16 protein-coding genes and 2 tRNA genes are annotated in these 15691 nt (G+C 33.2%); 11 read left to right on the forward strand and 7 right to left on the reverse strand.

The window, feature by feature from the left end; genetic code table 11:
• Positions 1-125 precede the first annotated feature (125 nt).
• The 3 genes from ACHRVX_RS11625 to ACHRVX_RS11635 all read left to right on the forward strand — a co-directional run bounded on the left by ACHRVX_RS11625 (position 126) and on the right by ACHRVX_RS11635 (position 837).
• A tRNA-Gly gene (locus ACHRVX_RS11625) sits at positions 126-198 on the forward strand.
• Between the two features lie 14 nt (positions 199-212).
• Positions 213-298 (forward strand) — tRNA-Leu (locus tag ACHRVX_RS11630).
• Between the two features lie 149 nt (positions 299-447).
• Positions 448-837 carry a DUF1508 domain-containing protein gene (locus ACHRVX_RS11635; protein ID WP_395332347.1) on the forward strand — a complete coding sequence of 130 codons (390 nt, stop codon included), beginning with the start codon at positions 448-450 and terminating at the stop codon, positions 835-837.
• A gap of 181 nt (positions 838-1018) precedes the next feature.
• On the opposite strand, the gene ACHRVX_RS11640 is transcribed toward ACHRVX_RS11635, so the two are convergent.
• Together ACHRVX_RS11640 and ACHRVX_RS11645 are read right to left on the reverse strand one after the other, a co-directional pair.
• Complete coding sequence (locus ACHRVX_RS11640) at positions 1019-1231, reverse strand: hypothetical protein (protein WP_213295569.1); 213 nt, start codon at positions 1229-1231, stop codon at positions 1019-1021.
• Positions 1232-1579: 348 nt separating this feature from the next.
• Entirely contained in the window at positions 1580-2809 is a 1230-nt protein-coding gene (locus ACHRVX_RS11645) for a 3-deoxy-D-manno-octulosonic acid transferase (protein WP_395332349.1), read from the reverse strand.
• A 136-nt stretch (positions 2810-2945) separates the two neighbouring features.
• Here ACHRVX_RS11645 and ACHRVX_RS11650 point away from each other — a divergent pair, with 136 nt between their 5' ends.
• The 5 genes from ACHRVX_RS11650 to ACHRVX_RS11670 all read left to right on the forward strand — a co-directional run bounded on the left by ACHRVX_RS11650 (position 2946) and on the right by ACHRVX_RS11670 (position 6204).
• Positions 2946-4079 (forward strand): DegT/DnrJ/EryC1/StrS family aminotransferase, encoded by a 1134-nt coding sequence (locus ACHRVX_RS11650; protein WP_395332351.1) that lies wholly within the window; start codon positions 2946-2948, stop codon positions 4077-4079.
• Between the two features lie 3 nt (positions 4080-4082).
• A complete protein-coding gene (locus tag ACHRVX_RS11655) occupies positions 4083-4520 on the forward strand; it encodes a nuclear transport factor 2 family protein (RefSeq protein ID WP_395332353.1) in 438 nt (145 codons plus the stop codon).
• A gap of 14 nt (positions 4521-4534) precedes the next feature.
• Positions 4535-5548 carry a UDP-glucose 4-epimerase GalE gene (gene galE, locus ACHRVX_RS11660; RefSeq protein ID WP_395332355.1) on the forward strand — a complete coding sequence of 338 codons (1014 nt, stop codon included), beginning with the start codon at positions 4535-4537 and terminating at the stop codon, positions 5546-5548.
• A 153-nt stretch (positions 5549-5701) separates the two neighbouring features.
• Positions 5702-5899 (forward strand): hypothetical protein, encoded by a 198-nt coding sequence (locus ACHRVX_RS11665; protein ID WP_395332357.1) that lies wholly within the window; start codon positions 5702-5704, stop codon positions 5897-5899.
• A complete protein-coding gene (locus ACHRVX_RS11670; protein ID WP_395332359.1) occupies positions 5887-6204 on the forward strand; it encodes a hypothetical protein in 318 nt (105 codons plus the stop codon). The genes ACHRVX_RS11665 and ACHRVX_RS11670 overlap by 13 nt, the downstream gene beginning before the upstream one ends.
• Before the next feature lie 93 nt (positions 6205-6297).
• Here ACHRVX_RS11670 and fabD read toward each other — a convergent pair whose 3' ends face one another.
• Positions 6298-7173, reverse strand: coding sequence for an ACP S-malonyltransferase (gene fabD / locus ACHRVX_RS11675; RefSeq protein WP_395332361.1), 876 nt, complete (start codon positions 7171-7173; stop codon positions 6298-6300).
• Positions 7174-7243: 70 nt separating this feature from the next.
• Positions 7244-7606: a DUF983 domain-containing protein gene (locus ACHRVX_RS11680; protein ID WP_395332362.1), complete on the reverse strand. Its 363-nt coding sequence runs from the start codon at positions 7604-7606 to the stop codon at positions 7244-7246.
• Between the two features lie 156 nt (positions 7607-7762).
• Here ACHRVX_RS11680 and ACHRVX_RS11685 point away from each other — a divergent pair, with 156 nt between their 5' ends.
• Positions 7763-8626, forward strand: coding sequence for a helix-turn-helix domain-containing protein (locus ACHRVX_RS11685; protein WP_395332364.1), 864 nt, complete (start codon positions 7763-7765; stop codon positions 8624-8626).
• Positions 8627-8793: 167 nt separating this feature from the next.
• On the opposite strand, the gene ACHRVX_RS11690 is transcribed toward ACHRVX_RS11685, so the two are convergent.
• The 3 genes from ACHRVX_RS11690 to ACHRVX_RS11700 form a co-directional block, all read right to left on the reverse strand.
• Positions 8794-9327, reverse strand: coding sequence for a YceI family protein (locus ACHRVX_RS11690; RefSeq protein ID WP_395332366.1), 534 nt, complete (start codon positions 9325-9327; stop codon positions 8794-8796).
• A gap of 388 nt (positions 9328-9715) precedes the next feature.
• Positions 9716-10432 carry a pirin family protein gene (locus ACHRVX_RS11695; protein ID WP_395332368.1) on the reverse strand — a complete coding sequence of 239 codons (717 nt, stop codon included), beginning with the start codon at positions 10430-10432 and terminating at the stop codon, positions 9716-9718.
• A 314-nt stretch (positions 10433-10746) separates the two neighbouring features.
• Positions 10747-12228, reverse strand: a complete 1482-nt coding sequence (locus tag ACHRVX_RS11700) for a helix-turn-helix domain-containing protein (protein ID WP_395332370.1) — start codon at positions 12226-12228, stop codon at positions 10747-10749.
• Between the two features lie 428 nt (positions 12229-12656).
• On the opposite strand from ACHRVX_RS11700, the gene aceB reads away from it, so the two are divergent.
• Both aceB and aceA read left to right on the forward strand, forming a co-directional pair.
• Positions 12657-14258 carry a malate synthase A gene (gene aceB, locus ACHRVX_RS11705; RefSeq protein ID WP_395332372.1) on the forward strand — a complete coding sequence of 534 codons (1602 nt, stop codon included), beginning with the start codon at positions 12657-12659 and terminating at the stop codon, positions 14256-14258.
• Positions 14259-14392: 134 nt separating this feature from the next.
• Positions 14393-15673 (forward strand): isocitrate lyase, encoded by a 1281-nt coding sequence (gene aceA / locus ACHRVX_RS11710; RefSeq protein WP_395332374.1) that lies wholly within the window; start codon positions 14393-14395, stop codon positions 15671-15673.
• The last annotated feature ends 18 nt before the right edge of the window (positions 15674-15691 follow it).

Genomic DNA, 15691 nt, shown 5'->3' on the forward strand with positions numbered 1-15691 from the left:
CAGAAAGTTATAAAATAAGTAAATTTTTTTTTCAAAAAACGCTTGTGTAATTGAATAAATGTCCTAAATTTGCACTCGCAATACAGAACAAGTCAAGTATTGTAGTTCTTACAAGAATTTGAAACGCGAAAATAGCTCAGTTGGTAGAGCGCGACCTTGCCAAGGTCGAGGTCGCGGGTTCGAGCCCCGTTTTTCGCTCAATGCCATATAATGCTCGGATGGTGAAATTGGTAGACACGCTGGACTTAAAATCCAGTGAACAGCAATGTTCGTGCGGGTTCAAGTCCCGCTCTGAGTACTAAAGCCTCTTCTTTTGAAGAGGCTTTTTTTATGCTGTAAACTCGCGGTGGTTTAAAATAAATTTACACAGTAAATTTATTTTAAAGAATCTAAGAATCTAAGAATCTAAGAAATCTAAAATCAACAATCTAAAATCTAAAATAACAAATGGGTGCTTTCGTAATAAGTAAAAGATTTAATGATGAATATAAATTCGTGTTTACTTCCAGGAAAGGTAAAGTGATATTTACAAGTTTGAGTTATGAACTGAAATTTGAATGCGAAGAAGATATTGAGAAATTTAAATTGATTATTGATCAGGCGAGATTTTTGAAATTTAAAGGCTCGGGAGGAAAGTATTTTTTTAAATTGATGTTGGGTGAGCTTCACTTTGCAACAAGCCGTAAATACACTACAGAATTGCTTCTGCAAAAAGGAATAAAAGAAATTGTAACCTATGCTTCAAGATCTGAAATTTTAGACTTCTCGTCCAGTGAATCGATTTTTGATGATGAAGATCAGGAGATGGAGGAAATTGGAGAAGAGGTTGAAGGATAAAAAAGAAATTCCAATTATTTAAAAATTCCAAATTCCAATAACATGTTAATTGGAATTTGGAATTTTTTATTATTGAGGATTATTTTTGACAAATTTCGAAAATATTAAAATTTGTCAAAATATAAGCACAAAAAAAACCATCTCAAGGATGGTTTTAAAATTTTTAGAAACTAGGTTCTAATTATTTTTTTACTTCTTCTACTTTAGCAGCAGCAGAATCAACTTTAGCAGCAGCAGAATCAACAGTTGCAGCAGCAGAATCAACTACAGCAGCAGCAGAATCAACAGTTACAGCAGTAGAATCTACAGACTCAGTAGCTGCAGCATCAGCTTTTTTACAAGAAACAACAGTTAAAACAGCAACAACAGCTAAACTTAAAAATACTTTTTTCATCTTACTTTATTATAAAAGGTTAATTATTAATTCGTGGCAAAGATATAAATTTTTTAATATGTAAAATATTTTTTTATTTTTTTTTTAAAATATTTTCATTTGCTCACGATTATCTTAGTTATCAAATAATATGCCATAATGCTAAAATTATGTTATATTATTGTATTTTTTGAATAAATTATTTTTAGTTGAAGATTCAATAAGAGAATTGGCTATTTTATTCTCTTCGTTGCAGTTTGTTTTGTTTTTAATTGAATATTTACTATCCAGATATGGGTAAAAATAGCCTGTTTAAGCTCTTTTTTGTATAATTACGACTCAAAGATGCTACATGTTTAATTAAATCACTTACAAAACGACATTCATAATCGTGTTTGTTGCTCCTGTATTATCCTGAATATAGGCATAGCAAATCTTACTTTTTTCTGTTAAAAAATTTTCGTCGGTAAGTAGGAGGTCTAAGTTTTCTTTTAATTCATTAAAATTAGAGATTACAATGCAGCCTTGAAGTGCTACAAGTTGAATGGCTTCGGCAAAATTCGAATAATTGGGACCAATAATAATTGGAATACCAAATGTTGCAGGTTCAAGTATATTATGAATTCCCGGATTTCCAAAACCTCCTCCAACATACGCAATGGTGCCGTAACTATAGATTTTAGTCAGTAATCCAACCGTATCTATTATAAAAACGTTGTAATTTGATAAATCAAGAGTCCCTTTTTCTGAAAATAGTACTGTAGATTTTGTGATCTGAGATTTTAAATTTAAAATTTGATCGGCTTTGATGTTATGCGGTGCAATAATGAATTTTACATCTTCCGGTGCCTGATTAATATATTCGGCGATTAAAGCTTCGTCTTTTGGCCACGAACTTCCTATTATGATAACAGGTTTGTTGTTTTTAAATTTTTCGATAAAATCAAGTGAATTGTCCCTTTCTAAAATAGCATTGACGCGATCAAAACGAGTGTCGCCGGAAACCACAACGTTATCAAATCCTATTGCTTCTATCTTATCTTTAGAACTTTCATTCTGCACAAAAAAGTAGGTAAATGCTTTTAGTGCTTTTCGGTAAAAACCGCCATACCATTTAAAAAACATTTGATTGTCCCTGAAAATTCCCGAAATTAAGTAAGTGGGAGTTTTGCTTGTTTCGAGTTCTTTTAAGTAGTTAAGCCAGAATTCATATTTTATAAAAAAGGCTAATTCAGGATGAACCAGTTTTAAGAATTTCTTTGCGTTGCTTTTTGTGTCTAATGGCAGGTAAACAGTAACATCTGCAACTGTATTATTTTTGCGTACTTCATATCCTGAAGGGGAGAAAAAAGTAACGATGATTTTATGTTCAGGATATTTTTCCTTGATTTTTTCAATTACCGGCAAGCCTTGTTCGTATTCGCCAAGCGATGCAGAATGAAACCAGATTGTTTTATCTGTAGGTTTTATTTTCTCTTCTAATATAGTGAAAACGTTTTTTCGGCCATTTGTAAAAAGTTTAATTTTCGGACTAAAAAGCGCCACAATTTTCAGAAAAAACCCCGCAATAGAAATAACTAAATTATATAGAAAAAGCATCTGTTTATTTTTGTGGCTAAATTACGGTTCTTTCGATTATTTTCATTGGTTTGAAGGTATTAAATAACTATTTTTGTTCCTCCTTTTAGAGATTCTGTTTTAAAAACGGTTCTTTAATTTTAAAAATATATTGAAAATGAAAAAAATTCAAATGGTTGACTTAAAGAGTCAATACGAAAAAATAAAAACTACGGTTGATGCTTCTATTCAAGAAGTTTTAGATACAAATACTTATATAAACGGACCTTTAGTTCATCAGTTTCAAAAGAATCTGGAAGATTATCTGGGAGCAAAACATGTAATTCCCTGTGCAAACGGAACAGATGCTTTGCAAATTGCGATGATGGCTTTGGATTTAAAACCTGGCGATGAGGTAATTACTGCTGATTTTACTTTTGCGGCTACAGTTGAGGTAATTGCATTGTTGCAATTAACACCGGTTTTAGTTGATGTTGATATTGCAAACATGAACATTGATATCGAAGCAATTAAAAAAGCAATCACGCCAAAAACAAAAGCAATTGTTCCGGTACATTTATTTGGTCGCGCTGCAAATATGGACGCAATTATGGAAATTGCTGCTGAACATAATTTATATGTAATCGAAGATAATGCACAAGCAATTGGTGCTGATTATATTTCTAAATCAGGAACAAAAAGCAAAGTAGGAGTGATTGGACAAGTTGCTGCAACGTCATTTTTTCCCTCTAAAAACTTAGGTTGTTATGGAGATGGCGGCGCAATTTTTACTAATGACGATAAATTAGCGCACATTATTCGCGGAATTGTAAATCACGGAATGTATGAGCGTTACCATCACGATGTTGTTGGGGTGAATTCACGTTTAGATAGTATTCAGGCTGGAGTTTTAAATGCAAAATTACCTTTATTAGATGAGTATAATGCTGCACGTCGTTTAGCGGCTTCAAAGTACAATGCAGCTTTTGCAGGAAATGCACATATAATAACTCCGGAATTTGATGCAGATGAAAATGATCACGTTTTTCATCAATATGTATTGAGAATTATTGATGCAGACAGAAATGCTTTATTGCAGCATTTGCAGGATAAGCAAATTCCATGTGCTATTTATTACCCGATTCCATTACATTCACAAAAAGCATATCTGGATTCTCGTTATAAAGAAGAACAATTTCCGGTTACTAATCAATTAGTAAAAGAAGTTATTGCTTTGCCAATGCATACAGAATTAGATGATGAGCAAATTAAATTTATTACCGATTCTGTTTTAGAATTTTTAAACAAATAAATTATGAAAAGGATTTGTCTTTTAGTTTTAATGGTTGTTCAGTTCTCGGTTTTTTCTCAAAAATCAGGTTCAAAAGATAAAACAGCGATCAGTAATCAAGTCGAAATTTTGCGTAAAGCGATGATTGATGCAGATGGAGTGAAATTAAAAGCATTGACTTCTGATAAATTGAGTTACGTTCATTCGAATGGTAATTTTCAAAATCAGGCAGAATTTATTGACGGAATTGTCAGCGGAAAATCTGATTTTGTTACTATAGATTTTCAAAATCAAACCATAACAATTCAAAATGACGTTGCTATTGTAAGTCATGTTTTGGCCGCACATACAAAAGATGACGGAATTGATAAAGATATTAAAATAGGAATAATGCTGGTTTGGCAAAAGCAAAAGAATAAATGGATTCTTATTGCGAGACAAGCTTATAAATTAACTACATAAAAAGTAACCAAAAAATGAAAGTATTAGTAACAGGAGGATTAGGATTTATTGGTTCTCATACCGTAGTCGAATTGCAAAATGAAGGCTTTGAAGTAGTGATAATTGATAATCTTTCTAATGCTACCGAAGATGTTTTAAAAGGGATTACAGCAATTACTGGTAAAACGCCATTATTCGAAAAGTTAGATTTAAGAGAAAAAGCGTCAGTTCAGGATTTCTTTAAAAAACATAATGATGTTACTGGTGTAATTCATTTTGCTGCTTCAAAAGCAGTTGGCGAAAGTGTAGAACAGCCTTTGTTGTACTATGAAAACAATATTAACAGTTTGATTTATCTTTTACAGGAATTGCAGCAAAAACCTGAAGCAAGTTTTATCTTTAGTTCGTCTTGTACAGTTTACGGTCAGGCCGAAAAAATGCCAATTACAGAAGATGCTCCTGTACAGACAGCAATGTCTCCTTACGGAAATACAAAGCAAATAGGAGAAGAAATTATTACAGATACTGCAAAAGTAACCAATATCAGCGCAATTTTATTACGCTATTTTAATCCCGTTGGAGCGCATTCCAGCACCGAAATAGGAGAATTGCCATTAGGAGTTCCTCAAAATTTAGTGCCTTTTATTACACAAACAGGAATGGGTTTACGTAAAGAATTATCTGTTTTTGGAAATGATTATCCAACTCCTGACGGAACTGCAGTTCGTGATTATATTCACGTAGTTGATTTAGCAAAAGCCCATGTAATTGCACTACAGCGTTTGTTTAATAAAAAGAATGTACAAAAAGTAGAAACATTTAATTTAGGAACAGGAACGGGAAGTTCAGTCCTTGAAGTAATTAATAGTTTCGAAAAAGTAAGCGAGAAAAAATTACCATACAAAATTATGCCGCGCCGTGAAGGTGATATTACAGAAGCTTACGCCAATACAGATAAAGCAAATAACGTTTTAGGCTGGAAAGCACAATTAAATTTAGATGAAGCAATGGCAAGTGCCTGGAAATGGGAACAAAAAGTGCGTTCTTAGATTAGTGTTAAGTCGCGGTCACAGTTTAGAGTAGAGTCACAGCAGCCTTTCTAACATATCAATATTAAAAACCCAAATAATTTTATATTATTTGGGTTTTTTATTTTGGAAGGATTTTATTTTGTAAATTTGTAAGATTAAATTGTAGGAATTATGAATAAGAAAAAAGAAGATGCGAAAGATAATAAGGTTGAAGAGCCTGCTGTTGAATATGAAATTCAAAAACCTAAATTTAAAGGAATAGATCGCGAAACTTTTGATTTTGATGCTGAGTTTGCTAAAGGTTTAACACCGGAGGAATTTAAAGCTGAAATGTCTAAAAGAATAAAAGCATATCCTTGGAAAAAGTAATTTTTGAAAAGGCTGTTCTGGAATATTTTGATAATTTAGTTTATGCTCTTTTTAAGAAAGAGTATTTTGGTTTTGCGGAATCTGCCCAAAATTATACAGACAAAATTTTAAATTTTATAATCTCAAATATTTCTAGTTTTCCGCATAAGAAAACACCAAAATCGTTACAATATTTAGGTTCAAATTATATTTTCTATAAACCAAATACTAAAACTACTTGGTATGTGTTTTTTGAAAAAAGAGATAAAAATTATTTAATAACAGGAATTATAAATAATAATAGTTCAGAAGTAAATAAACTATAAAAGCAAAATCCTCATCAACAATCTGTTCATGAGGATTTTATTTATATCGCCAATACTGAAAACTGAAAACTGCGACCGAAAACTGAATACTAATCAGGCATTCGCAGTAACCGCTTCTTTATCAATTTTGCTAATCAAACCTGCCAATACTTTTCCTGGTCCTACTTCTGTAAATAAAGTAGCTCCGTCAGCAATCATTTGTTGAACTGATTGCGTCCATTTTACCGGAGCAGTCAATTGTATTATTAAGTTCTTTTTGATTTCATTTGCATCAGAAACAGCGCTTGCTGTTACATTTTGATACACTGGGCAAATAGGAGTAGAGAAAGTTGTTGCTTCAATTGCAGCGGCTAATTCTTCTCTTGCCGGTTCCATCATTGGGGAGTGAAAAGCTCCTCCAACAGGTAAAATTAAAGCACGTTTTGCTCCGGCAGCTTTCATTGCCTCGCAAGCTTTTTCTACTGCTGTAGTTTCTCCTGAAATTACTAATTGTCCCGGGCAGTTGTAGTTGGCAGCAACCACAATTCCGTCAATAGAAGCACAAACTTCTTCAACAACATTATCAGCTAAACCTAAAACAGCTGCCATTGTAGATGGCGTAATTTCGCACGCTTTTTGCATCGCAAGGGCACGTTGAGAAACTAATTTAAGTCCATCTTCAAAAGATAAAGTTCCATTGGCAACCAATGCAGAAAACTCTCCTAAAGAATGTCCTGCAACCATTTCCGGCTTAAAATCTTCGCCTAAAGTTTTTGCTAAAATAACCGAATGTAAAAAAACAGCCGGCTGAGTCACTTTAGTTTCTTTTAGTTCTTCGGCAGTACCTTCAAACATAATATCTGTAATTCTAAAACCTAAAATTTCATTAGCTTTTTCGAATAAGTCTTTGGCTAAAGCCGATGATTCATATAAGTCTTTGCCCATTCCTGTAAACTGTGCGCCTTGCCCTGGAAATACGTATGCTTTCATTTCTCTAATTTAAGTTGAATTTTTTTGAATTGAAAATTAGTTTCAATTGAAACGCAAAAATAGTATTTTTTTAGCTCGTATAATCCTTAAACATGTAAATCCATGCTAATCTTGAAAATCGGAGATTGAAAGAAGTCAATAAAATAATTACAACAGCAATAATTGGAATGATTCTTAAATCGAAATTTTTTTCGAAGAAAAATTGGGCAACACAATAAGTAGCAATACCTTGAGCAACAGTTAATCCGTAGTTTACATACATCGCGCCAAAAAAATAACCAGGTTCTTTCTGAAACTTATAATTGCAATGACTGCAATATTCATTCATTTTTGGCAAACTAAAATTAAGGAAAATATTTTTGTCTTTAAATACTTTCCCGGTATGACAAATAGGACATTCGTTTTTGAAAATATGAGTTAATGCACTGGACATGATCTTGTTGTTTTTATTTATACAAAGGTAATTTAGAATCCATTAAAAGTCTTTTTTATATCTTCGCTACTTATAGCACAATAAAGACATTTTGGGGTAAAATTCCAAAACTGAAATTCCAAATGCCAAAAAATCTAAAATGTAATCTAATAGCGTATGAAAAAATATCCAATTTATAGTGTTCAGAATTTTAGCTGCAATGATATTCATCGTGATTTTTATGTAAATACGTTTACGGAACATTTAAAAAGTCACAGTTTTGTCGAAGAACCGCATCGTCATGATTCGTATTTAATGGTTTTTTTTACCAAAGGTTCCGGCCGGCATGAGGTTGATTTTGACCAATTCGAAATTAAAAAAGGAAGTTTATTTGTGCTGCAGCCCGGACAAATGCACCATTGGAGTTTGTCTGAAGATATTGAAGGTTTTGTGATTATCTTTTCGCAGGAATTGTATAATTTATATTTCGGACAGAAAAATATCAACGAATATAATTTTTACCATTCGATTCACAATCGACCGGAAATGGTTTTTGAAGAAATAGAAATTCCAAAAATCCTACTTTATTTTGATTTGCTGATTCAGGAAAATAATGTAGAAAACAAATATCAAATCGATAAAATGTTGAATTTATTAGATTGCATTCATATCGAAATTGCCCGCAAATACAATGAGACCTATTCGCATCAAACGCATTCGTATAATATCAAAATCGATAAGTTTGAAGTGCTTCTGGAACAATATTTCAGGCAGGAAAAATTGCCTTCATTTTATGCAGAAAAATTAAACATTACTTTGAAACACTTGAACAGAATCTGCAATGAAATTCTGCAAAAAACCGCCACGGAAGTGATTACAGATCGCGTAATTCTCGAAATAAAAAGAATGTTGATTGATAAGAAATTAGCGGTAAACGAAGTGGCATTTAAAGTGGGTTACGAAGACTATTCCTATTTCTCCAGATTCTTCAAAAAGCAAACAGGACTTTCTCCAACAGAATTTAGAAATACTGTGCGATAAGTTTTTTTGCCATGAATTGCACGAATTTTCACTAAAAATTTCATTTTGGAATAAATAAATTTGTGGAAATTCGTGTAATTTGCGGCAAACTTTTAATGGAAAAAGCCTGTACTTTCTAAAAAGTACAGGCTTTTGAACCAACCAAATTAAAACCTAATATTATAGAATTAAGCTTGTTTTACAAATTGTAATTCAATGTTTAAACGAACTTCTTCTCCAACTAAAACACCACCTGTTTCAAGTGCAGAGTTCCAGTTCAAACCCCAATCTTTACGATTGATTTTTCCTTCAATACTTAAACCAACTTTAGTATTTCCCCATGGATCAGTCATGATTCCGCTAAATTCTACAGGAAATTTTACTGATTTTGAAACACCTTTGATAGTTAAATCTCCAGTTAATTCATAATCTCCAGCGTCTATTTTTTTGAATGATGATCCTTTGAAAGTTAATTTAGGATTGTTCTCAACATCAAAGAAATCGGCACTTCTTAAATGACCATCTCTGTCTGCATTTGCAGTATCGATAGAAGCGATATCACCTGAAAACTCAATTGCTGCATTTTCGAAGTTTTCACCTTCTGTAGTAATTGTTGCATCGTAAGTTCCAAATTTTCCTGAAACATTGGTAAACATCATGTGTTTAACTTTAAAACCAATTTCTGAATGTGTTGGGTCAATTGACCATTTTGTAGTTGCCATAATTTTTATTTTTAAATAATTAATTTCATTTTGATAGGACAAAGTTACTTCGACTGTCTTTATTTGGCACTTAACCTAGATTAAGAAATGAAAAATGTGATGATTTTATACATTTTTTTTGTTACTGCTTTCAGGATGAAAAAAATGTTTTAGTTTCTCGCAGATTTTGCAGATTAAGCAGATTTCTATCAATGTTTGTCTTACGAATTTTTTAAAAAAAAGACCCGATCTACACAGATTATTTGTGAAAATGAATTCTAATAAATATCTGCTTAATCTGCAAAATCTGCGAGAAACCTTTTTTATTCTGCAAAAGAAAAACGATAAAAACCTGATAAACAGATTTATTATCGTTTCCTGAAAAAAAAGTATTAATTGCTTCTTAGAATTAATAGTTCATCGGAATATCCATTAATAAAAATTCCGCATCAGTATTTGCTTGTATGTTTAATATGTCAGTTCCGGAGATTCCAACTGCGTCACGAGTATTTAATTCCTGACCGTTGATAGTTACATTTCCTTTTAAAACGAAAGCGTAAACTCCATTTCCTTCTTTTTTGATTTTATATTCAGTGCTGATTCCGGAATCAAAATTACCCATTTGGAACCATGCGTCCTGATGAATCCAAACCCCTTCGTCATCTGGATTTGGAGATAAAATTTGTGATAATTTATTGTGTCTGTCAGCAACATTCAAAGTAATTTGTTGGTAACGGGGATCTACATTTCTTTTGTTAGGAAACAGCCAGATTTGTAATAATTTAGTTTGCTGATCTGCATTTGGATTAAATTCACTATGTTGAACTCCCGTTCCGGCACTCATCACCTGAATATCACCATTTTTGATGATTTCAGTATTTCCCATGCTGTCTTTGTGTGCTAAATCTCCTTCAAGCGGAATCGTAATGATTTCCATATTATCGTGTGGATGAGTTCCAAAACCCATTCCGCCTGCAATTGTATCATCGTTTAAAACACGAAGTGCTCCAAACTGAATTCTTTCAGGGTTATACCAGCTTGCAAAACTAAAACTATGATAAGCATTAAGCCATCCGTGATTTGCGTTTCCTCTTGTTTCTGCTTTATGTAATACTATATTTTCCATGATGATGTTTGTTTTGTTATTTTTATAGTACAAAGATACCACCAAGGTCAATGAAAGGCACTTAATGTAGATTAAGAAAAGATTCTGAGGTTCTGAGGTGTTGATTTTTTAGGTGCAAAGGTGCAAAGGCTCAAAGGTGCAGAGGTTCAGAGGTTTTTCAATTGTTCCGGAGGAACAAAAGATATTGTAGGGATAAATTTTAATCCATTCTACGCAAATTAATTACAAAGATTCTGAAACGTTCGTTATTCCTCGTTCCGGAATGACAGGATTGCGAACAAATCTAAGAAGTCTAAAGATCTAATAATCTAAAATTAGCTATATTGACTTATAAATTGCTGAACAACAGCATCTGTATTCTCATGCCGTTTTTTATTTTCCAAAGCAATTGGTGGTGCAGCTCTTTCAAGGCAATTTTTAACATCACAGGTTTCGCACGTAACACCAACGATTCTTTTTACCAAAGGTTTTCCTTCGATGAATTTGAATTTCTTTTTCATTGCCGGAGTAATTAGAATTCCAACAGAAATACTTCTTATGTTATTCTCCACAAATGGATCTTTTGTCGCTGATGAAAAGACCAGATATTCGTTTCCGCTATGGACATAACTTGAAATCTGTGCATCAAAAAAGTGTGGTTTGTTTTGTTTAATGGCTTCGTCTATGGTTTTGACAGACACCCATCTTCTGCAATAATGTTCATTGGTTTCGTTTGCGTGCGGTTCTTGCTGATTGGTAATATGCAGTTCTTTCTTAATCTGATAAATATCTGAACCAATTGGATGTGATAATCTTAGAAAAAATAAGTTTTTTAAGTTAAAATCTTTCGGCAATAAATTCGTTAACCTCTGATAGAATGATTCCGGCGAAACTTCGAAACTTTCTATTAAAGCTACAAATTCTTCCGGTTTTGGATTTTCATTATTTAAGAAATCATTGATTTTATTTACAACTAATTTTCTTGGTAATAATAAAGCTCCTGCAAAATAAGAAGCGTAAAAATTATGTAACACCTGATCAAAGTTTTCAAATTTAATCCAGCTGAAAGTCAATAATCGATCTGATATTTTTAGATAATTATAAGCAATTTCCTTGGCTAAAATAAAGGCTTTCTGCGGATGATCTAATTCTGTAGAAAGTAATAATGTTTTGCTTTTCGGGACATAAATAGAGCGTAAATCTCCCAGCGCTTCCTGTTCTGAAAAAGCAATTTCTTTTATTTTGTATTCATATTCTTCTTTTAGAATGGCTTCTAATTCTTCAATACTAATTTTTGAATCTAAATTGATCTGAAAGGATTTTGAAAAATTAATAACCTGATTTTCCAGATCTTCAAAATAATTACTGCTGGCTTCCTGATAAGATCGTAACGCTGCCAAAAAGAAACTTTCACGGCTTAAATTATAATGCTGGGCAATTTCAATAATGGTACTGATAAAGGCGTTGACTTTGGCCGGAGCATTTGCAATAATATCAATTAAATCATTCTCCTGAATACCAAAAAGCTCTAACGGAATCTCTTTTAAAATACCGGATTTTAATATTTCTCCAATTGGGGCAAGATTATTATTGAGTTTTAGAGACACCATTTGATCATATGGAACATCTAAATGTTCACAGAGAAGTAAAATTTTATCTGTTTTTGGATATTTTTTTCCCTTTTCAATCTCGTTTAAGTACGATTTTGAAAGATTTGTCAATTTGGCTAAGCCAAAAAGTGAAAGATTTTTTTGGGTGCGAACTTGTTTAAGTTTTAGTCCAAATATCAGCTTTATATAGTCTTTTTCAATATCCATAAATCAAATATAGGTATTTAAAAAATAATCGCCAAAATATTATTTTGAATATTTAGCGAACGTTCGCTTGTTTTGTAAAAAACTTTTTTCTAATATTGTGGTATGGAAAATATTAGATGTCAGGTTGTTGTGATTTAAATATTTTAAAAAACATGAAATCTGATATAATTAAGTATGATAGATCGTGGTTTGTCATTTCGACGAAGGAGAAATCACACGCGTAACTCGACAAAGATTGGCGATTTTTATTGCGGAGTTTCTAGTGTGATTTCTCCTTCGTCGAAATGACATAAAATGAGAAAAAACTTTGTGTTGTGTTAATGCAAGTGAGACGCCTTTTTAGAGTTCAATAATTCTATGTTTCTATGTGTTAAAATAAATTGCACCGAATGACCCAATAGTTACTAATAAAAAATAAAGCCACAACTATGAAAAACCAATTAGAAATTACCGAAACGGCAATGGAATTTTTAGCCGAAAAGAAGTTTTCTTATCCAAAGATCTGGACAGAAGATGCGATTGTTTTTATAACCGAATTGCATAAAAAATTCGAATCGCAGCGAAAACTGTTATTATTGCAACGCGATCAAAAACAAGTCACTTTTGATCAGGGAGTAATGCCAGCTTTTCCAGCAGAAACCAAAGCCATCAGAGAAAGTAATTGGACAGCTGGAGAAATTCCGAAAGATTTGTTGGATAGAAGAGTTGAAATTACCGGACCGGTTGATCGCAAAATGATAATCAATGCATTGAATTCAGGAGCAAAAACTTTTATGGCTGATTTTGAAGATAGTACTTCTCCGACCTGGCCAAATTTAATGGACGGTCAGCTGAATTTGATTGATGCTGTAAATAAAACAATTTCGTACACAGATTTGGCTAAACATAAATCCTATCAATTAAATGAAAAGATTGCAACGCTAATTGTTCGCCCACGAGGATTGCATTTGCCTGAAAAAAATCTTTTGATTGATGGAAATGAAGTTTCGGGTTCTTTGATAGATTTTGGATTGTATGTTTTTCATAATCATAAAAGATTATTGGAAAATAATTCAGGACCGTATTTCTATATCCCAAAATTAGAACATTATCTGGAAGCGCGCTGGTGGAATACTGTAATTGATTTTACTGAGGATTATTTAAAATTAGAACGCGGCACGATCAAAGTGACGGTTTTGATTGAAACCATAACAGCAAGTTTTCAATTGGATGAAATCATTTATGAGTTGAAAGAACATATCGTTGGGTTGAATTGTGGGCGTTGGGATTACATTTTTTCTTATATCAAAAAGTTTAGAAAAAATCCAAAATTCATTGTTCCGGATCGTGATCAGGTAAATATGACTTCACCTTTTATGAATGCCTATTCGAATTTGGTGATTCAAAGATGTCATAAACGTGGAATTCACGCAATTGGCGGAATGGCCGCTCAAATTCCGATTAAGAATAATGAGGAAGCGAATGCAACAGCTTTCGCAAAAGTGAAAACGGATAAAGAACGTGAAGTTCGAAACGGTCATGACGGAACGTGGGTCGCACATCCTGATTTGGTTTCATTGGCGAAAAGTATTTTTGATGCAGGAATGCCAACTCCAAATCAAATTCATATTAAAAGAGAATATCGCAAAATTACAGAAGCAGATTTGATTGAACCACCGATTGGAATCATTACAGAAAACGGCGTTCTAAAAAATATTAACGTAGGAGTTTTGTATTTGGCTTCGTGGCTTAACGGGCAAGGCGCTGCGGCGCTGCATAATTTGATGGAAGATGCGGCAACGGCAGAAATTTCGAGATCGCAATTGTGGCAATGGCTTCAAAATAAAGTGGTTTTGGATAATGGCAAAATGTTAGATCTCGCTTATTATCACGAATTGGCTTTAGATGAATTCAGGAAAATCAAAGACGAATTAGGAGAGGAGCTTCACGAAAAACGCCAATTTCCTTTGGCTGAAAAGGTCTTGGAACAATTGGTTGTAAATCCCGATTTTGTTGACTTTTTGACGATTCCATGTTACAAATACCTATAAATAATTAAAAATTGAGAATTAAAAATTAAAAATATTTTTTCACGCAGATTTAGCAGATAACGCAGATTTTTATTTTTAATTCTCAATTTTTAATTGAATAAAATGCTTTACTAACCACTTTAACTATACTATTTATGAAAACAACAGAAGACAGAATTCAGGAATTGATTAACGATTGGATTACGAACCCAAGATGGAAAGGTGTTGAACGTCCTTATACCGCTACAGAAGTAGTGACGCTTCAGGGATCGTATCAAATTGAGCATTCTATTGCCAAAATGGGAGCGCAAAAATTATGGAGAAAGTTAAAAAGTCAGGATTATGTTGCTGGTTTGGGCGCTTTGACAGGAAATCAGGCGATTCAGGAAGTCGATGCTGGTCTTGAAGCGATTTATTTAAGTGGCTGGCAAGTGGCTGCCGATGCAAATTTGGCGGGAGAAATGTATCCGGACCAATCACTTTATCCGGTAAATAGCGTGCCAATGGTGGTAAAAAAAATAAATAATGCTTTGTTGCGCGCTGATCAGATTCAGACCGTAAATAAAGTTGAAGATAAAAAAGATTATTTAGTTCCAATTGTGGCTGATGCAGAAGCTGGTTTTGGAGGAAACCTTAATGCTTTTGAATTAATGAAATCGATGATTGAAGCAGGAGCATCAGGAGTTCACTTTGAAGATCAATTGAGCTCAGCTAAAAAGTGCGGACATTTGGGCGGGAAAGTTTTGGTTCCTACTCAGGAAGCCATTAATAAACTGATTGCAGCGCGTTTAGCTGCGGATGTTATGGGGGTTTCGACTTTGATTGTTGCCAGAACAGATGCTGATGCGGCTAATTTATTAACCAGTGATGCTGATCCCAGAGATGCAAAATTTATAACCGGTGAAAAAACAAATGAAGGTTTCTTTTATGTAAAAAACGGAATCGATCAGGGAATTGCAAGAGGTTTGAGTTATGCGCCTTATGCTGATTTGATCTGGATGGAAACCAGCAATCCGGATTTGGTTTATGCTAAAAAGTTTGCTGATGCGATGAAAAAAGAATTTCCGGATAAAATGCTGGCTTATAATTGTTCGCCTTCTTTTAACTGGGCGGCAAAATTATCTGTTGCCGAAATGGAAACTTTTAGAGAAGATCTGGCTGCAATGGGATATAAATTCCAATTTATTACTCTGGCAGGTTTCCATGCTCTGAATACGAGTATGTTCGAATTGTCTAAAGCCTACAAAGAACGCGGAATGGCAGGATATTCTGAATTGCAGGAAAGAGAATTCGCTTTACAAAAAAACGGATTCAGAGCAGTAAAACATCAGGCGTTTGTTGGGACTTCTTATTTTGATGCGGTACAAAATACCGTAACAATAGGAAAGTCAACCACAACCGCAATGAAACATTCAACGGAGGTTGAGCAATTTTAATTTTTTTGTTTTACCATT

This window comes from Flavobacterium sp. FlaQc-47 (assembly GCF_044006475.1).
In the GTDB taxonomy this organism is placed as follows: domain Bacteria; phylum Bacteroidota; class Bacteroidia; order Flavobacteriales; family Flavobacteriaceae; genus Flavobacterium.